21 protein-coding genes are annotated in these 15,983 nt (G+C 63.6%); 1 reads left to right on the top strand and 20 read right to left on the bottom strand.

Annotated elements, in window-relative coordinates:
- Positions 1 to 2: 2 nt before the first annotated feature.
- Positions 3 to 788 (bottom strand): Gp138 family membrane-puncturing spike protein, encoded by a 786-nt coding sequence (locus ACTRWB_RS19890; RefSeq protein ID WP_446902988.1) that lies wholly within the window; start codon positions 786 to 788, stop codon positions 3 to 5.
- An 11-nt stretch (positions 789 to 799) separates the two neighbouring features.
- Here ACTRWB_RS19890 and ACTRWB_RS19895 point away from each other — a divergent pair, with 11 nt between their 5' ends.
- Positions 800 to 1,246, top strand: a complete 447-nt coding sequence (locus tag ACTRWB_RS19895) for a hypothetical protein (protein ID WP_446902989.1) — start codon at positions 800 to 802, stop codon at positions 1,244 to 1,246.
- Here the strand turns inward: ACTRWB_RS19895 and ACTRWB_RS19900 are convergent.
- The 19 genes from ACTRWB_RS19900 to ACTRWB_RS19990 all read right to left on the bottom strand — a co-directional run bounded on the left by ACTRWB_RS19900 (position 1,243) and on the right by ACTRWB_RS19990 (position 15,968).
- Complete coding sequence (locus ACTRWB_RS19900) at positions 1,243 to 2,223, bottom strand: phage protein (protein ID WP_446902990.1); 981 nt, start codon at positions 2,221 to 2,223, stop codon at positions 1,243 to 1,245. The two genes, ACTRWB_RS19895 and ACTRWB_RS19900, sit on opposite strands and share 4 nt — an antisense overlap.
- The gene (locus ACTRWB_RS19905) at positions 2,223 to 2,537 is read right to left on the bottom strand and encodes a phage baseplate plug family protein (protein WP_446902991.1); all 315 of its coding nucleotides are present in this window, start codon (positions 2,535 to 2,537) and stop codon (positions 2,223 to 2,225) included. The genes ACTRWB_RS19900 and ACTRWB_RS19905 overlap by 1 nt, the downstream gene beginning before the upstream one ends.
- Entirely contained in the window at positions 2,537 to 3,136 is a 600-nt protein-coding gene (locus ACTRWB_RS19910; RefSeq protein ID WP_446902992.1) for a phage baseplate protein, read from the bottom strand. The genes ACTRWB_RS19905 and ACTRWB_RS19910 overlap by 1 nt, the downstream gene beginning before the upstream one ends.
- Complete coding sequence (locus ACTRWB_RS19915) at positions 3,133 to 4,956, bottom strand: glucosaminidase domain-containing protein (RefSeq protein WP_446902993.1); 1,824 nt, start codon at positions 4,954 to 4,956, stop codon at positions 3,133 to 3,135. The genes ACTRWB_RS19910 and ACTRWB_RS19915 overlap by 4 nt, the downstream gene beginning before the upstream one ends.
- Positions 4,949 to 5,134 carry a DUF6889 family protein gene (locus ACTRWB_RS19920; protein ID WP_446902994.1) on the bottom strand — a complete coding sequence of 62 codons (186 nt, stop codon included), beginning with the start codon at positions 5,132 to 5,134 and terminating at the stop codon, positions 4,949 to 4,951. The genes ACTRWB_RS19915 and ACTRWB_RS19920 overlap by 8 nt, the downstream gene beginning before the upstream one ends.
- Positions 5,131 to 5,661, bottom strand: a complete 531-nt coding sequence (locus tag ACTRWB_RS19925; RefSeq protein ID WP_446902995.1) for a phage tail assembly chaperone — start codon at positions 5,659 to 5,661, stop codon at positions 5,131 to 5,133. The genes ACTRWB_RS19920 and ACTRWB_RS19925 overlap by 4 nt, the downstream gene beginning before the upstream one ends.
- Positions 5,662 to 5,663: 2 nt before the next feature.
- Entirely contained in the window at positions 5,664 to 6,104 is a 441-nt protein-coding gene (locus tag ACTRWB_RS19930) for a phage structural protein (protein WP_446902996.1), read from the bottom strand.
- Positions 6,105 to 6,119: 15 nt separating this feature from the next.
- On the bottom strand, positions 6,120 to 7,931 hold the full coding sequence (locus tag ACTRWB_RS19935; protein WP_446902997.1) for a DUF3383 family protein: 1,812 nt from the start codon (positions 7,929 to 7,931) through the stop codon (positions 6,120 to 6,122).
- A gap of 9 nt (positions 7,932 to 7,940) precedes the next feature.
- The gene (locus tag ACTRWB_RS19940; RefSeq protein ID WP_446902998.1) at positions 7,941 to 8,531 is read right to left on the bottom strand and encodes a phage neck terminator protein; all 591 of its coding nucleotides are present in this window, start codon (positions 8,529 to 8,531) and stop codon (positions 7,941 to 7,943) included.
- Positions 8,528 to 8,911 carry a hypothetical protein gene (locus ACTRWB_RS19945; RefSeq protein ID WP_446902999.1) on the bottom strand — a complete coding sequence of 128 codons (384 nt, stop codon included), beginning with the start codon at positions 8,909 to 8,911 and terminating at the stop codon, positions 8,528 to 8,530. The genes ACTRWB_RS19940 and ACTRWB_RS19945 overlap by 4 nt, the downstream gene beginning before the upstream one ends.
- A 61-nt stretch (positions 8,912 to 8,972) precedes the next feature.
- The gene (locus ACTRWB_RS19950) at positions 8,973 to 9,452 is read right to left on the bottom strand and encodes a hypothetical protein (RefSeq protein WP_446903000.1); all 480 of its coding nucleotides are present in this window, start codon (positions 9,450 to 9,452) and stop codon (positions 8,973 to 8,975) included.
- A 27-nt stretch (positions 9,453 to 9,479) separates the two neighbouring features.
- Complete coding sequence (locus ACTRWB_RS19955) at positions 9,480 to 9,863, bottom strand: DUF4054 domain-containing protein (protein WP_446903001.1); 384 nt, start codon at positions 9,861 to 9,863, stop codon at positions 9,480 to 9,482.
- Between the two features lie 101 nt (positions 9,864 to 9,964).
- Positions 9,965 to 10,411 (bottom strand): STY1053 family phage-associated protein, encoded by a 447-nt coding sequence (locus ACTRWB_RS19960; protein ID WP_446903002.1) that lies wholly within the window; start codon positions 10,409 to 10,411, stop codon positions 9,965 to 9,967.
- Between the two features lies 1 nt (position 10,412).
- Positions 10,413 to 11,525, bottom strand: a complete 1,113-nt coding sequence (locus ACTRWB_RS19965; RefSeq protein WP_446903003.1) for a DUF2184 domain-containing protein — start codon at positions 11,523 to 11,525, stop codon at positions 10,413 to 10,415.
- A gap of 73 nt (positions 11,526 to 11,598) precedes the next feature.
- Complete coding sequence (locus ACTRWB_RS19970) at positions 11,599 to 12,111, bottom strand: structural cement protein Gp24 (RefSeq protein WP_446903004.1); 513 nt, start codon at positions 12,109 to 12,111, stop codon at positions 11,599 to 11,601.
- 9 nt (positions 12,112 to 12,120) lie between these two features.
- A complete protein-coding gene (locus ACTRWB_RS19975; RefSeq protein ID WP_446903005.1) occupies positions 12,121 to 13,590 on the bottom strand; it encodes a DUF2213 domain-containing protein in 1,470 nt (489 codons plus the stop codon).
- A 1-nt stretch (position 13,591) separates the two neighbouring features.
- A complete protein-coding gene (locus tag ACTRWB_RS19980; protein ID WP_446903006.1) occupies positions 13,592 to 13,750 on the bottom strand; it encodes a hypothetical protein in 159 nt (52 codons plus the stop codon).
- Positions 13,751 to 13,752: 2 nt separating this feature from the next.
- On the bottom strand, positions 13,753 to 14,508 hold the full coding sequence (locus ACTRWB_RS19985) for a phage head morphogenesis protein (protein ID WP_446903007.1): 756 nt from the start codon (positions 14,506 to 14,508) through the stop codon (positions 13,753 to 13,755).
- Complete coding sequence (locus ACTRWB_RS19990) at positions 14,505 to 15,968, bottom strand: DUF1073 domain-containing protein (protein WP_446903008.1); 1,464 nt, start codon at positions 15,966 to 15,968, stop codon at positions 14,505 to 14,507. Before ACTRWB_RS19990 ends, ACTRWB_RS19985 begins: the two co-directional genes overlap by 4 nt.
- Positions 15,969 to 15,983: the final 15 nt, after the last annotated feature.

The raw sequence follows: 15,983 nt of genomic DNA on the forward strand, positions 1-15,983 counted from the left end.
TCTCAGTTGACCGGGCCGGTCTCGCCGCCTTCGCCGTTCGGATGGGTGTGCGTGTCGTCGATCGTCTTGCCGTTGGCGGTCAGCCGGCCGATGAAATTGATCGTGCCGGTGATCACTGCGGCAGCGCCGCTCACCGCGCTGCCGATCATCCCGCCGAGGAACGAGAACAGCCCCTGCACGATCACCGCGCCGCTGAAACCAGACTGCGGCGAGTTCACGGTCAGCGACGTCGAGGCGGTCAGAACCTGCGTGGGCGCGATCACCTCGAAGCCGCCAGGCGCGACGATCTTCACCTTCTGGGTGCTCGGATTCAGATCGAAAAAGGTCGAGCCGTCGTCGCTGCGTAATTGAGCCGATGACGTGTTAACACCGGCAAGCGCGCGCGGCCGCGATCGGAAGCCGAGTAGCGCGAACCCGTCGGACAGGTCGTGCATGCGTAGCGCGGCCTGTTCCTGAACCCCGCCGGACTGCCACCATGCGTCAATGCTGCGTGACGCAAATACGAGCAAGCATTCGTTGCCCTGAGCGACCGGAAAGGTAAGCGTACAATTGCCGCCAGACGGGAACTGCACCGGACAGTCGACGACGGGAGGCAGTTCGATGGTCGTGACTGTCCCATCGCTTGCCCGGACAGGGATCTTGATCGCCGGCTGCACGACGCAGGTCTGCGCCTCGGCGTTGAATGATTCGATCTCGCCGGGCAGCGCCGTCCAAATGCCGACCTGCCATCCACGCAGCGCCGCGCGCAACGAAGCCAGCTCGTCGTCGACTCGCTCTTTTCGATCCATGGGGGGAAGAAGTGAAGAAATTGACCATAGCCGCTGTCATTGCCGCAGCACTCGCAAGCGGCACTGCCGCGGGAGCCGATCCAGAGGCCTACATCCTCGCGAGCAAGCCCGCCGAATCCGGGGTAATTCCAGCGTCGAGCATGATCTATGCGTTGATTTTGCATAGCCCATGCACGATGCCGATCGCAAACGCACGAAACCTAAAATCGGCCCGAATCTTTAACAACCGATCGCATCCAGAGCGTTACGATGTCGGTTGCTGGGGCATTACCCTCAACCCATCGCACGCCGAGGTGGCAGTGATTGGTCCGACCGGAGACGTCTCGACCGATTTGTCGCTTACCCAATTCACACGCGCGACGATCAACAAAGCCGGAGACGGTTCGGAGCTGGGCCCCGCGATGACGCAGGAAGAGTTCAGGCGAAATCTCGAGACCTACGCGAAGTCCAGAGACTAGCCGTAGGGGTTGATGACGCCCAGTTTGGCCGGAGCGGGAGCGCTAACTCCGCTCGCTTTCGTTGACAGATCGAGACCGGGCGTTACGTCGACCGACAGGCAAATCACCTCGGTGTACCAGTCGTTTCCGCGCGTGTCTCCCCAGAGTTCGTTCGACATCACGTAGTAGAATCCGTCGCCGTTGACTTGGTTTTGAAGCGCGATCCTGCGATTCTCGGCCTGCTGATCAGTTTGCAAGCTGAACTCGTACCGCTGGATACTCGAATTGTCGAGTTGGATCAACCGGCCGATCTTCACGGCCGGGTTGAGCAGCATGCGCACAGTGATGCCGTTCTGCGTCTGCTCGGGCAATCCGACCATGCCCGTTTTCGCGTTGATCACCGGAATTTCACCGGGAACATACGACGTCTCGGGCACGATCTGCAACTGCCCGTCCTGAATCGACCAGAGCGTCTGCGTCGAGCGCGCGACCGTCTCGAGATGATCGCGCGCCATTCCAAACAGCACTTGTCCGCGCGGCATCGGGTTGGACGGCATATCAGCGATGTAGCCAGCCGTCACACCGAATTTCCCCATCGCCTTCAGGCACGCGTCGACGACGTCTGCATGCGTTGAGCCCGCCGCGAGCGTCGTGTTCACCACGGCGAAGTTGTACGCCATGTCACCGTCGGCAGCCGTGATGTCAATGTAGGTGTCGGTCGGGCTCTCGCGCCCGCGCCGCACCTGGATGATCGAGCCATCGAAGATGATCCCGTAGTTGCCCTCGTAACCGGCCTGCAGAACCACGCGCGTGAACTCGGCAGCCGCGCGCTGCGCCGTGTTGTCGGATACGTTGTACACCCGGATCCGCGCCGAGTTTGGAGTCTGGAGATCGCCACGCTGCACCCGGAATACGATCCTCAACCCGGATAGCTCCAGTGCATCACCGGCATCCGGGCCGATGATCAGTGAAACCTTGCGGCCGAATTGCGTTGCCATCAGTCAGTCACCCAGAAAACGTGGGAGCCGATCCCCAGATCATCGAACGTCGGAACGTCATCAGGATCTGCCGAACCCTGCACCCACAGACGGCCCCCGAAGCCGAGATACGAATATTGGCCGAGCAGATCGACGCCGGTAACGAGCGGGATGCCTGAGACCAACGGGTTGCCATTCGCGTCAGCGATGTCGAGAATCCAGCCCGTGCCGCCGGCCGCGCGATACTGGACGGTCAGCCGATAGATGAGGCTACTGAGCGTGATCGTGAATGTCTGCGGATCAGGCGTCAGCGGGATTTCATAGAACGTCGTCATCACATGCTCGTAGGTGAAACCGAGCCGCCCGGCGCCGGCGTCGCCGGCACGGCCGACTTCGCTCCCGCGTTCTGCGTCTCGGCAGTGGCGGCCGGATTCGCCTGGTTCGCGCGCGGCGGAAGCTTAGTCGCCTGCGTGCTCACGATGTTGACCTGCTTCAACGATGCCGTAAGCATCAATGCCGACCCGGACTTCTGGTCGGTGACTACCGAGATCGTGCCGATCAGCATGTTCGAGTACTTCCGCCGCGTCGAGACGATGTCGATCGGTTTGCGAATGCTCTGGATCTGCAGAAGTTGGCTGTACACCGCATCAACATATGTGCCGGTTGCCATAGAATTAGCACCGGTATCGTCGAAAGGCACGACGGCCGCGCCGAGCAGTGCCTCATAGTCAGCATTGCTCCATCCGCACTTAATCACATACTCACGCGGCCGCATGTACGCGTGGTCGTTCACCGGAGCGCCGGTTTCAACCGGATGCTCGGTGACGACCACTTCGTCGCTGTACACCTCTTCGATGGTCGCCGCGATCCTCACGCTGCCGATCTTCTTGCTACCGACAAGCGTGACGTCGAGGATGTCGGACTGTGTCGTCACGAGAATGCCCCCTTCATGTTGCGCACCGTGGCATCGGCGACACCCTTCTGTTCGCGCGCTACCGACCGCGCGGTCGCGTCAGGATCGCTCGACCCGTTCACTTGGATCTTGACGTCCTGGTTGATCTCGACGCGGTTCGATGCGCCGCCCTGACCGGAAGCCGGAGCCAGCCATTCAGGGTTCTGCAACGCGTTCGACATGATCTTCTTGAGCTTCGTACCGTAGTTGCGGTCCTCGGCATACACACCGGTCAGCGCATCTGCAAATGAGAACGCATTGCCCATCACCTTCCGAGCGTTCGCATACGGCTTTCCCTTCACCAGCAACTGCGCGTGCGCGTCGAACGCGTCCTCAAGCGTCTTGAACCGGCGAAACTTCGCCTGATACGGCGTGCCGTCGGCTCGGTGATCGAGGCCCCATACGAAGTCCTGCCCCTTCCCCGCTTGAATGCTGAACGGGTTGTTGCTTCGTTTCGACAGGCCGCTGCTACCGAACCCACTTTCGAGGGCCCACTGAGCAAACGTCACCAGCCAAGGGACGCCGTATTTGCGTTCCGATTCCTTCGCGGCTGCAATCGCAGCGCGCACGCGGTCGAGAAACCCGGGCGCGGATAGATTGCTGCCGCCGCCAGACGTCGCGGGCGCGCTGGATGCTGGTGCCGCGGGAGCGGGCCCCGACGCGCCGTCGATAGTCGGCCCAAGGGCCTGACGCCGGCGAAGCTCCTCATCCTCGCCGCTGTTCAGATCGCCGCTGTGCAGCAGCAGACCCAGCCCACCGGCCAGCCGCGCAGCAAACGGCAACAGCCTGCCGAGCAGGCCGCCGGTACCCGCTGCAGCGCCGGCCGCCGACGCGGCCGCCGTAGCGCCTCCCATCGCGCGCAGCGCCGCGACCATTTTCCAGATACCGCCGATGAGTTGGAACCCGCCGAGCACCTTGAAGATGCCGACAAGCAGCAGCAGCTTTGTCGACCAGCCGTCGGTCGACTTGTCCATCTCGACAAACTCGTCCGCAAGCCATTTCAGCATCGGCGCGATTGCTGTTGCCGCGTCGGCGAACGCATTCGCGATGTCGCCGACCCGGCGCGCGATTTCATCGCCGTGTTCATCCATCCACTTCTGGAAGTGATCGAGCTGCGGCCCGATCCTCTGCAGCATCACGCCTTCGATGCGGATGCCGAGGTTCTCGAACGTCGTCCCGATCTCGCGCAGTCGCACCATGAACTGGTGCGAATCGTCAGCCGCCTTATCGAGCCCGGTCGTCGCCGACATCTCGCGATATTGCTTCAGGAACTTCTCAAAGTCCCCGTTGCGCATCGCGAGCATCAGGTTCTCGTCGATCCCGAAGATGTTCGCGTACTGGCTCGCGCGCCACGTCGGCATCTTGGAGAGCGCGCCGCCAAGGTCCGACATGATGTCGACCGTGTCGCGCAACTCGCCGTTCGCGTTCCGCGTCTGCACGCCGAGGCTGCCGAGATAGCTTTCGCCGGCCGGGTTGTTGCGCAGGAACCTCGCGAGGTTCTCGATCGTCCCGAACGCAGAATCCGTCGAGACGCCGAGGTTGCGCGCGGCGTAATCAAATGCTCGAAGATTCGTCGCCGCGGAATTCGTGCGCTGCGAGACGAAATACAGCCGCTCTAGCTTCGAGGCGAATGCCGAGACGCCGGCGCCCAGCGTCAGCGCCGCGCCGGAGATCGTAGCGATCAGGCGCGTGACACCCTTCGTCGCGCCATCGACGCCTTCCTTGAAGTTCTTCAGCCCCTTCTCGTCGACCTTGAAGCCGAGCGCGACCAAGAACTCGCGGATGACGACGGAATCAGCCATTTTCTCTTTCCATTCTGCGGCGCGCGGCCGCTTCGTTGTCCGCCCGGACGGCGAGGTAATCGTTCATCAGCGCGACATCGGCCAAGCCGAGCGTCCCGTCAATCAAGGATTCGTACTTGCACATTTGTGCGCGCGCTGGCTCGAGCAGCCAGTCCTCGCCCCCGGGCAGCGTCTTCAACCAGCCGTAGTCGCCGCCCCCGGGCTGCTCGCTCGGCTGATAAGCAGCCCGTTGATAAAAGGGCCGAGGTTCTCGACCACGACTCGCACAACGAGCGGCAGCATCGAGCCAATGTCCATGTCATCGAACATTGAGGTCTTATGAGCTGCTGCCCAGACCTTCGCCCAGCCGTTCATGTGCTGGCGCTCGACTACCGACAGGCACGTGCCGAACACGTACTCGGCATCCTCGTCCTTCAGGCCCGCGAGCGCGTCGGCGAACGGCTGCAGCACCGGCGCGATCGAGTCGACCAGGCCGAGTACGTCGCGCTGTTGCGCAGCGGGAGCATTCTCGCCGGAGGCGAGCGCCTCGAGCGCCGCATTCGCGGCCACGTTTCGTCCACGCTCGATCTCGGCGTAGAACTTCATCAGCACCGGGATCATCGACGGGATGATCGGCGCGATGCGGCGGCTCACGTGGAACTGCTGCATCGCGCTCAGGCGACCGATCTGGTACCGCTTACCGCTCAGTTCGATTTCGGTCGCCATGATCAGTACGTCCCAAGCAGGCTGTCGATCTTGATCGAGTCGAAGACCCATTCGACGATGTCGCCGTCTTCTGCATAGGTCAGGTTCGGAGCCTTCTTGAACGCGCAGCTACGCGCGGTCGCAATGTCGCCGGCCGCCGATTGCGTCACCTCGATGAGGTTCTTTCCCCACAGTGCACTCGACAGCGACTGCGCGTCGTACATCGCCATAAGCTTGGCGTTCACGGGCGAAGTCTTCAGATAGCGGAGCGTGACCTGGCCGGATTTGTCGGCATGCAGGCTGTGCATGCCTTCCCCGTCAGAACCGACCGTCATCGTGTTCTTGTCGTTGGCGCGCGCGATCGTGATGCCCTCTTTCGCGGTTGCGTTTCCGTAGCCGAGTTCGAAAGCGCCGGTCGGCCCGATAATCGTGGCCGTGACGTCCTGAAACGAATAGGTGCTCATATTGCTTGGTCCTCTTTACCGGTTGACGGTGATCGCGATGTCGCAGTCGCCGATAGCTCCCGCTTCCTTAGCCGCGACTTGGAAGGACACCGACTTGCGCGCCTCCCGGTCAGCCTGCGATTGCGACGAGATGGGCGGCGTATAGACGTAGTAGCCCTTCGACAGCGTCTGCCCCTGCACGATGGCGCCGAAGCCGGCTGAGTTCCAGACACCCGGCGCGAGATAACCGTTCGTCACGGCCTGATCGCACTCCGCCGAAATCGCGCCCGCGATCAGCGCGTTGCCCGCGTCCGTCTGCGGGATCTTCGTCGGGCTCTGATACTGCAGGTTGTACACGCGCGTCTGGATAGCGTTTTTGAACCAGATCGCGTTGTAGATCGAGTCGACGAACACACCGCTCGGCGTGACGCCGTACTGCAAGATCGCGGTGTTGTTCTGGTACGAGACGAACACGTTGCAGTTCTTCGCCTGCAGGGCGTCGGCCTGCGTCGTCGACAGCGTCTCGGCAACGATGCCCGGCTCCTGCTTGTAGTCCATCGTGATCGTCGTGCTGTTGCCGTTGAAATCGACGGTCAGCAGGCGGCCGAGGAACGAGCTGATCGCGTACGGGCTCGCGCTCGAGTACTGGATCGTGGTGTACTGGACCTTCAGTGCCTTCAACCGGCTGGCGAGGTCCGTCGTCACCGTGGGGTCCAGCGACTGCGGATTCTGCGTCGTGATGCCGTAGATGTGAGCCTGATCGGCCTCGATCATCTGCGCGACCGCAACGTGCTGGTCATCAGTCACCGAGGTGTCCGCGAACTCGAACCCGAGGAACTGATTTGAGAAGCGGTCAAGGAAGATCGCTACTGCGGCCGTCGGCTGCTCGGCGGCGATGCCGTTCACCGGCGCCGATGCGAGCGAACTCGTCAGGCCGAGCATCGCCGAGATGTCGGTGCCGGCGCCAGGCGCGGTCGCGTAACTGAGCGTCGATGCAGCGACCCCGCCGGCGAGCGTGGCACCCGACAGAGTAATGGCCGCGCTCGATTTCGCGAGCGTGATCGCATTGCCGGCGTTGCCAACCGCGATCGCGGTGACTGTCGTGACGGCGCCGGTCGTCGAGTAGCTGCACTGCGACAGGTTTGCGTCCGTCGATGCTGCGAGGAACGTCTGCAGGTTGACTGCCGTCGCGCCAGCGTTGGCGCCGATCAGCACTTGGCTGCCCACCGGGGCGGCCGCAACGAAGGTAACCGCGGTGCCGTTGATGGTGACCGTATCGTTTGCTGCGGGGTTCGCCGTCAGCGTGATCGTGCCGTTCGCGGCGACGCCCGTCCCGCTGGACTTGCTCGTCACCAGGAACTGGCTTCCGGTCCACACGACCGTCGCATACGATGCGAGCGCCGCCTGAACGATCGCCGCCACGCCGTTGAGGTTCGATGCAGCCGAGAAATTCAGCGCGGTCACATTGCGCGCCGTGCCGTCGATCGTGATGTTGAAGGCGCCATTCGTGATCGCCTGCCATTGCGCGAGCAGCTGCTGTGCGGCCGACAGCGCACCGCCCTTCAACGAGCCCGACGTCGCCGTCTTCGCCCATCGACCGATGCACAGGCTCTGAGGCTGCGGAGTTTGGCCAAAATACAGCTGAGCCGCCAGATACTCCGGATCGACCGTACTGTAGTCGGCCCCCACTTCGGTGATGCCCGAATACGAGCGCATCCGCTCGTTCGTGTCGATCACCGCGGATGCGCCCAGAAAGAGCGCGGTGTTCATGTTCGCGCCCTGCGCCGCGAGCGCCGCGAGGCTGAGCGTCACGTTGATGCGACGCGATACCGGCAGTCCGTTGGACATGCTGATCCCCTACAGGTTGACGTTTATGGTGGAAGTGACGGGCGGCGACGCGTCTGTCGTCGTCGACGCCTGCACGGACTTCAGATTCAGTACTGCGTAGGTGCGCGAGATCTTGCGGCGCAGCCTCACGGTCATGTCGTAACGCCGCACCCATTGCTGGTTGACCAGGTCCGGCGCGGCGCGGATTTCCGAGACGCTGACGAAGGCCATGTCGAGCAGCTTGAGCTGCTCGCGGTTCTGTGGGAGCGCGAGCCCGTCGGCGAGCCGCTGCGCATAGCCCTTGGCCGCCGGCCCGTAGAACGTGCAGAGCACGTCGAGATCCTGGTGGCGGATGTAGGTGTCGCTGCCTTCGTTCGCGCCGTTGTGCACGATCGCGGGGCTCGCGTCCGGCGTCTGGGTCTGGATCCCGAACGCGCACCAGTTGATGCCCGGCTCGGGCTGCTTCTGCACGGTCGGCTGCCATCGCGGCCGCACAAGGTCTGGCGGCAGTGACGTGATGCCCGCGATCAGGTCGTGAATCAGATCGTCGAGGCCATCGTCCTCGGCCGGCGGCGCATCGACGGCTGGCGCCAGGTATCCGCCGGTCGAGCTGTCGTTCATGGGGTTCCCGTCAAGGGTTTGAGGTCGCAGGTGGCGCAGACGAAGCCGCGACCGAAATGCGAGTAGTCGTTCACGTTCACAACCGTGTAGGTCGCGCCCTGCCAGGCGATCTCGTCTGCGTCCGCCGTCCCATCTGGACCACCGTCACGCAGCCGGAGCGGCGTATGCAAGGTGATCGAGCCGACGATTCGACTGCCGTCGGCGTTCCGATGCAGGATGTCGCCCTTGTCGCTTGTCACGACTGCGGCGAATGGGATCGCCGCCGGAGTGTTCAGTGCACGACCATGAACGTCGATTGTTTGTGTCATGCGGTTGCAGACGAGGCCCGTGTCCATGAAATCGGGATCGAGCAGAACGTCAACGACGTCGAGTTGCGCCATGTCGCGAGCACCAACGAAAAAGGGCCGCGCATGGCGGCCCTTGTGAACGGGAGTCGGGTATTTACTTCTTGCGGATCACGTACTTTATCGAATTGCGATACTGGCCGGAAAAGACCAGCGTATTCTCGCGCGTGACGCCGAGACGGCGCCGCGCTTCGAGCGTCGATTCAGCGAGCTGCGGCGCGATGTTGCTGTTGACCTTCGCGCGGACAGAATTCTGCGCAGCGAGACCTGCCATGTTCAGCCGGCGATCGACCTGCTCAAGGTCGCCGTCTAGCGCCGATTCGACGCTCTTCTGCAACTGCGGCTCGAACTTGGGTCGCGCATCCTGCACGCCCGGCACGAGGTGCGGCCGCGCCGGAATGTTATTGGCTGGCGAGCCGTTCTCCATGATGTAGCCGATTTCAGCGTTGCTGATTGGCTGGTCGTCGTCCTTACGGCCTGCGGTGCTGTCGGGCACGCCGACGAGCACTTCCTGACGTACGAGGCCAGAGATCGACTTCAGAATCTCGTCGAGGCGGTCAATCTTCATGCTGCTCATAGGGTGTCCCGATGAGCAGCAATTCGGCTATACCTGCAAGCCGCCGGCGCCCATCATTCTCGCGAGAGTGAGGAAACGGATGCCATACATGGTGCCGTTCCAGAAATCGCCGTCTTTTACGGCGACAGCGCCCGTGTCATAGCTTGCGCTGACCTTGTCGACCGACTTGGACGACTGGGGGGCAGCAATCTGCCCCGGCACGCCGCCGACGGCAGCCATGTTGATGTCCCGCGTCGCGAGCGCGACGTGATGCGCGGTAACCAGGCCGATACCGATGTCCGTCAGTTCCATCCACCGAGTCGGATTCACAAGCGAAACCGCGACCGTCAGCCATATCTGCACGAGCGAGTCGGGATATTTCGTGGCGTCCGAAAATTCGGAGAACGTTTGTCGAAAGCCTGCGATGTCCACTGGTCACCTGAATAGGAGTGCGCGCGCGGCTCCGGATTTTCCGGACAGCCGCGCGCGGGGCGAGGTAGGCGCACCTCAGTGCATCATACCTCCAATTGCGACTAGCGCTTCCCGCTTTGCTGCTTCGACTGGTTGCCGCCGGCGCTTTGCTGCGCCGCATCACCCTTGTCGCGCCCTGCTGCGCGCTGCGCCTCTTCGAACGCGGTCACCCGCGCGTCGAGTTCGCGCTCTCGCTCTGCCAGCGAGGCGCCGAGTGCATCGAGTTCCGCGGCCCGCTTGTCCAGGTCAGCCAGTCGAGCATCGAGCGCTGCCTTTTCGCCACGAAGGAACTCCTCGGCAACCCGCAACGCCGCCTCTCGCTCGGCGGAGCCACCGTCCGCGTCGACGCGCTCGATGCCCTCCTGCGCTCCCGGCTCGCGCGTATGGTGCTTGACGTACCAGTGCGCGGCAGTGGCCGCCGGGAAGCTGTGCTCGCCGATGCCGAACTGCTCGGTCGAGCCGTCGTCGTGACGCAGGGTGAACGCCGTATGGACGTGAAGTTTCGTCATGTCAGATCCCGTCACGATAGGCCGCGGTCACGCCGTAGCGCCATTCGATCTGGCCCAGACGCGACCAGTAGGTCGTGATCTGGAACAGCGAACGGTACTCGGGCGGCGTACGCTGCAGGTCCGTCATCGGGAACTGGACGTACTTCTTGTCGTTGTTGTACGCGACCATGCGGTCGACAGTGCCGAGCTGACCTTGCGTGCCGCCAACGCCGGCGCCGATCAGCCACTTGAGCGGCATGATCTCGAGCTTCGTGCCGCCCTGCGTGCAGATGTTGTTCTCGAGCACGTATTTCAGCAGCGACTGGTTACCAGCGGTGCTGACGATCGTCGATGCGAGATAGCCGTACTGTGCCGGCGGCAGCATCAGTCGGTTCGGCAGCACCTTCCAGCCCGATGCTGCCCATGCGGCCGTGAGGATCTCGTTGACGTCCTTCAGGATTTCAGCCGGCGTCTTCGTCACCCACTGCGGCGTGGTGCTGGCGCCGTTCGCGACGTTCATCACGCTGCCGACGGCGCTGACGGCATTCACCAGACCAGCGAAGCCGAGCGTCGAGTCGCCGATGTACACCAGCTGATCGACGTCCATGTTGCGCTTGAGGTTCATGCCCTCGACCTTCTGGCTGTCGATCGGCATGCCCAGCTTCTGCGACTTCACGAGTTCGGGAACCGTGTACTTGACTTCCGAACCCCACAGGCGCATCGGCTGCGGCGTCTTGCCGATGTCGACGGACGGCCCCGGGAGCGCATTGCCCTCGTTCGAGATCCAGTTCACGCCGTTCGGATTGATACCGCCGCTCTGGGCAAATGCCGAGTTCGTGAACGACGCGACCTCGTCCGCTGCCGAGACATCGGTGCGGATGTAGACATCGCGCGACCAGGTGTATTCGACGAGCGGCTCGTTCAGCGTCTGGTCGAGGCGTTCGAGCTGACCGACGAGGAACGCGCCGGTCGAATCGACCGTTGCCTGGTCGTACGTGTACTGCTGATCAGCGGTACGTGCGCGCACAAGACGGCGCGAGGCTTCGGCGGATGCCGATGCGACGGCGATAGCCGCCGCCGCGGCAAGCGCAGTCGGACCGACCCGGCGCAAATACTTCTGTTCGGACATGTTCATGCGATTTCCTCTAGAAATGCAAAAGCCCCGCATCTGCGGGGCCTTTCAGGGGATGCGCTTATTCAGCGCCGGGTCAGTTGTTGACGGCGATTTCCGTGACACCGTAGGCGTCGGCCGGACCGGTGAAATACCAGTTGGCCGGCATTGCGACGGTATTCGCCGAGGTTGCATCGGCAGCGGCTTCGAATCCGCCGATCGGCTTCCCGGCGGATGCGCCAGCGACGCGCACGTACACCGTGCCACCCTTGGCGGCCGCAGCGGTGCCGTTGAGCTGCACGTTGACGTAGCCGCGGCGCAGGATGTCGGTAACGCCGGAAGCCGGCGGCGTCGACGTGCCGAGCGGGTCGGTGCCGTTGCCTTGGATCGGGTACGGGCGCAGATTCACGCCATATACGAGCGCGGCGGTGTCGGCTGAGTTGTTGATCGGCTGGATCTTGCCGCCAACGAGTTTGACCGGTACACCGAACGACAAGGGCGGAGCCGACGCGTCGATCAGTTGCGGCTCGACGACCGCTGCTTCAGCGCGCTGCAGGTCGCCAGCGAAACCGGCCGGCATGCGGAATTGATAGGCTTGGTACGAGGGCATTTCGGCTCCTTACTTGCGGTTCGCCCAGAATTCGGCGTGAACTTGGTTGATGTCCTTGCGCTCGACGGGTGCGCCGTCGTTCGTCTTGCGCTGCATCACGGTCGAGTTCTTGCCGCGCACCAGCTCGGACGCCGCGTTGAAGAACGCTTTGACCGCGTTGCACGGCATGCCGCCGATCTCCGCACCGCCGGTCACGGCCTTCACCGAGTCGGCATTCTCGTTGTCCATCGCTGCGCGCAGCGCGCGCCGGCGGAGAACGCAGATCGAGTCGACCGTCTTCTTGCGCACGGCCTTGGCGTCGAACGTCGGCAGGCGCACGCCGGGCGCGAGGATCTCGGCGCGCGACAGCGCGTCCTGAAACTCGTCGCGGAGTGCGGTGCTGTCGCCGGTTCGGGCCGAGCCCTTGCCGTCGTCACCATCACCGTCACCATCGCCGGTCATCAAGCCATCGTCGTCGTCACCATCACCGTCACCATCGCCATCGCCATCGCCGGTTTTCGTGCCGCCCCCTTCGAGCTTCGCGACGCGCTCGGCGAGGGCGTTCAGTTTGCCGTCGACGCCCTGCACTGCGGCGAGCACCTTAGCGAGCGGATCGTCTTCGCCGCCGCCATCATCGCCCGTTGCGGACGTCGCGGTCGGCTTCGCCTCGGCCGCACCGGGCATGTGGATGTGGATCTGCGGCTGACCGCCAGCGGCTTCGTCGCCACCTTCGTCACCGGTCATCTCGGTCGCGGCTTGTTCGAACGCGTCGGAGTCGCGCGTCATGAACGCCTTGCGCAGCTTCTCGAGCAGAGTCGACGACTGCGCGGGCTTCTTGTTTGCCATGCTTGAATCTCCTGTCGGAGTGGTTGGATTGCTATCCCCGATGGAGCACACGGGGCCACAGCGGGCGTTTTTCACGAGTGCGACGTGGTTGCCCACAATCACCACCTGTCGCGCCCGCCCAGGCGCAATCTGTTCGTAGTCGGCGTCGTAGCCGTTGCTGACCTGGTCGAGCGCGTCGTCGCCGTCGCTTTGCACGCGGCGGATCGCCTCGGCATCCGTGATCAGCAGATCAGCCAGCATCAGGTCGGCCTGCGCGCCTTCGCCGCGGCGCACGTTGCGCACGGTTCCGCGCGCGACCGACATATAGTTCGCCGGCGTCACGAAATCAGGCGGATGGTCGATCGTGATCGGCTTGCCTTCGAAGCTCGCGAGCGTCTCGGGGCTGAACAGCACGACAGCATTTCGCTCGACAACGATGACGCCGTCTTTCGCCTCGAGACCGGGAAGTTCGAAATAGGCGTAGTCCTGCGATCCGATGCGCGCGATCGGCACCTCTTCGCAGAGCAGGAAGCCCTCCGGCGTGAGCGATTGCCGCGCGCCGATCTTCTCGGACGTGAACATGCCGGACGCCGTGATGCCGTCGCGCGTGTGCGCCGTGGCGCGCGCAGCAGCGCCGCCACACGAGCAGGCGTGGTCTGTTGTGAAAATGCGCATGTCAGCTTTCGAAGCTCGTTCGAACGGCGCGCCTGACGATTCGTTCGACGCGGCCGTAGTTCGGTTGTATCCGCGTGAGTCGGCACCATGCGATGAGGCCGCGCGCGTACAGCGGCAGCCACCACGCGGTCTTCACGCGGATCGTGATTTGCGTCTTCATTCTCATCCCCTCGGCAGAACAACTTCCTGCCAACAGCGACAGCCGTAAATGCAGCCCGCATGTGCGCGGCGCCCGGTGCGCCGGTCCGCGATCGGCGGCTGATCCCATGGGATGAAGCGGCCTTCGAGGATGCGGTGATCGATGCGCACGTCCGAGTCTTCCGAAGTGCGCCAGAAGTACCCGGGGCTACCGACATGTAGCGCGCGAGCCTCCGTCAAGTTCGACGCCGCGCGACTTACCTCGGTGCGCGCGATGAGATCGGCCCGGCTTTTCGCCACGTCTCCCGAGGCTTGGATCATCTTCGAGATCTCGGCAGCCCGGCCGCCGCCCTCCATCCGCTCGATGGTCAGACGGTGCACCCGCTGTGCAGCCTCGAGCGGGATCGACTTGATCAGCGTCACCTGCTCGGTCATCAGGGCGCGCATCATCTCGCCGGTCGGGGCGCCGCGGATCTCATCGCGCATCGCCTTCGACATGTCGGCCGCGCGGCGCATCCACGCCTGCTCATCCTTGCGGTTCAGGTCGGCGATCATCTGCGCGGCCGTGACCTCGGCCCACGGGGTAAGCGCATCGGCGTATCGGCGCAACATCTCCTCGATGAAGGACGCCGACGCCGGGTCGCCGGCCGGGAATCCATCAACAAGGACGCCGACCTGTCCGCCGATCTTGCGCAGCTGCGCCCTGTATCGACGCTCGGGGCCGCTCAGGCGCACCGGATTCTCTGGCCGGCCGCGCCGGCGGTCGAGTGTCAGTGTCATCGTCGTCGTAAGAGTCTGCGGATGATGGAATCGCTCGTTCGCGCTCCCGCGGCCGGCAAAAGGTCAGCCGGCAGGGAAGCATCGATCGGCGGCGGATCGGCGCTTTGATCGTCGCTCTCTGCCTGCGCGATCTGCTCGTCGCTGATGTCACCGAACAAACCGGTGTCTTCAGACGACGCCTTCAGCTCGCGCATGCCCTGGCTGCGCGTGATCAGTTCGGCCTCGACTGCCTTCGTGACAGAGTCGACCGTCTTGTTGCCGATCTCCGACTTCTCGGCGGCCGACATTTCCTGAAGCGGGCGGAAGGTGAAGGTGAAGTCCTCGGGTAGAGGCTCGCCCAAGACCGATCGCGAGAGAATATCGAGCAGGCGCCCAAGCGGCCGACGAAGCTTGCGCTCCTGCCGCGTGTTGACCTTCTCGTGGTATTGCTTCATCTCCCCTTCGCCTGTCGTACCGAGGCCGCCAGGCGATTGCCCGAACAGGCGCGTGAGTGGGATGCCCAATGCGCCGCTCAATTGCTCGGCGAAGCGGATCAGCACGTCGGACAGGCCCGAGAACGAATACTGGTGCGTCTCGAACTTGTCCGTCGAGTCGAGGACCGTCATGCCCTCGTTGGTCTGCGCGAGGCGCGTGAACTCGATCTGCGCTTTCAGGCCGGCGAGCGCCGGGCCGCCCATCGCGATGATTTCGCGAAGCTTCTCGACCTGCAGGACGCGGAGATGCGCCTTGTAGACGAGCTGCCCGGTACCGACCGATGCGCTGTCAAACGCGATCAAGCGATCCCACATCGGCTCCAGGATCGAAAGCCCCCAACCGTTCTCGCTGATGCGCTGGTAGAACGGCAGCGCTTCGCCATCCATGCGGATCACGCGCGAGTAGTGGATCTTCCCCTTCGGCAACCCAGCGGTGTTGGCCAATACGTTGTAAAACATCGGCATGCCCATGTCAGGGCCGAACTCCGTCACGATCTCGCCGACCGGCGGCGCCACCATCCATCGGTCGAGCACGACGAGGCCCTTGAACTGCCCCACGCCGATCGTCTCGCGCCGAAGCGGCGTCGCCATATCTTGGCCGTCGATCAGCATCACCGCGATCGCGCCGCCGTAGAGCTGCGCCCACTTGCCGGTGTCGCAAAGCTGATCCCAGATCGCCAATTCGGTCATCGCGGTGTCGAGCTTCGCGATGGCAGTCGGCTTGAGGCCGGACATCGCAATGCCCTTGCGCGTCATGTCCTCCGGAATCGCATCCACCGCAGCGCGCACGATCCACGAGCCGCGATACGCCGCCTCCAGCCAGATGCGATTGCGGCTCTGGTACGACAGCGTGTACTGCGACGCAGACGACTGATTTTCCGCGCCCCAGCCAAGCCGCGACTGGAAGTTGGCGAACGAGTCGGTCGTGCGGTGCGCCGGTGCAGCGGGGGCCGGCGCTGGCGGCCGGGACTGTCTCTTTCGCGACATTCTGGGAAATCCTGT

This window comes from Burkholderia sp. YIM B11467, assembly GCF_052952715.1.

Excerpts from the sequence above, each read along its gene's own strand:
- ACTRWB_RS19940 (WP_446902998.1), bottom strand. The coding sequence starts at position 8,531 with ATGAACGACAGCTCGACCGGCGGATACCTGGCGCCAGCCGTCGATGCG.
- ACTRWB_RS19985 (WP_446903007.1), bottom strand. The coding sequence starts at position 14,508 with ATGACACTGACACTCGACCGCCGGCGCGGCCGGCCAGAGAATCCGGTG.
- ACTRWB_RS19935 (WP_446902997.1), bottom strand. The coding sequence starts at position 7,931 with ATGTCCAACGGACTGCCGGTATCGCGTCGCATCAACGTGACGCTCAGC.
- ACTRWB_RS19975 (WP_446903005.1), bottom strand. The coding sequence starts at position 13,590 with ATGCGCATTTTCACAACAGACCACGCCTGCTCGTGTGGCGGCGCTGCT.
- ACTRWB_RS19990 (WP_446903008.1), bottom strand. The coding sequence starts at position 15,968 with ATGTCGCGAAAGAGACAGTCCCGGCCGCCAGCGCCGGCCCCCGCTGCA.
- ACTRWB_RS19925 (WP_446902995.1), bottom strand. The coding sequence starts at position 5,661 with ATGGCGACCGAAATCGAACTGAGCGGTAAGCGGTACCAGATCGGTCGC.
- ACTRWB_RS19915 (WP_446902993.1), bottom strand. The coding sequence starts at position 4,956 with ATGGCTGATTCCGTCGTCATCCGCGAGTTCTTGGTCGCGCTCGGCTTC.
- ACTRWB_RS19950 (WP_446903000.1), bottom strand. The coding sequence starts at position 9,452 with ATGAGCAGCATGAAGATTGACCGCCTCGACGAGATTCTGAAGTCGATC.
- ACTRWB_RS19945 (WP_446902999.1), bottom strand. The coding sequence starts at position 8,911 with ATGGCGCAACTCGACGTCGTTGACGTTCTGCTCGATCCCGATTTCATG.
- ACTRWB_RS19970 (WP_446903004.1), bottom strand. The coding sequence starts at position 12,111 with ATGCCCTCGTACCAAGCCTATCAATTCCGCATGCCGGCCGGTTTCGCT.
- ACTRWB_RS19900 (WP_446902990.1), bottom strand. The coding sequence starts at position 2,223 with ATGGCAACGCAATTCGGCCGCAAGGTTTCACTGATCATCGGCCCGGAT.
- ACTRWB_RS19890 (WP_446902988.1), bottom strand. The coding sequence starts at position 788 with ATGGATCGAAAAGAGCGAGTCGACGACGAGCTGGCTTCGTTGCGCGCG.
- ACTRWB_RS19980 (WP_446903006.1), bottom strand. The coding sequence starts at position 13,750 with ATGAAGACGCAAATCACGATCCGCGTGAAGACCGCGTGGTGGCTGCCG.
- ACTRWB_RS19965 (WP_446903003.1), bottom strand. The coding sequence starts at position 11,525 with ATGAACATGTCCGAACAGAAGTATTTGCGCCGGGTCGGTCCGACTGCG.
- ACTRWB_RS19930 (WP_446902996.1), bottom strand. The coding sequence starts at position 6,104 with ATGAGCACCTATTCGTTTCAGGACGTCACGGCCACGATTATCGGGCCG.
- ACTRWB_RS19905 (WP_446902991.1), bottom strand. The coding sequence starts at position 2,537 with ATGACGACGTTCTATGAAATCCCGCTGACGCCTGATCCGCAGACATTC.
- ACTRWB_RS19960 (WP_446903002.1), bottom strand. The coding sequence starts at position 10,411 with ATGACGAAACTTCACGTCCATACGGCGTTCACCCTGCGTCACGACGAC.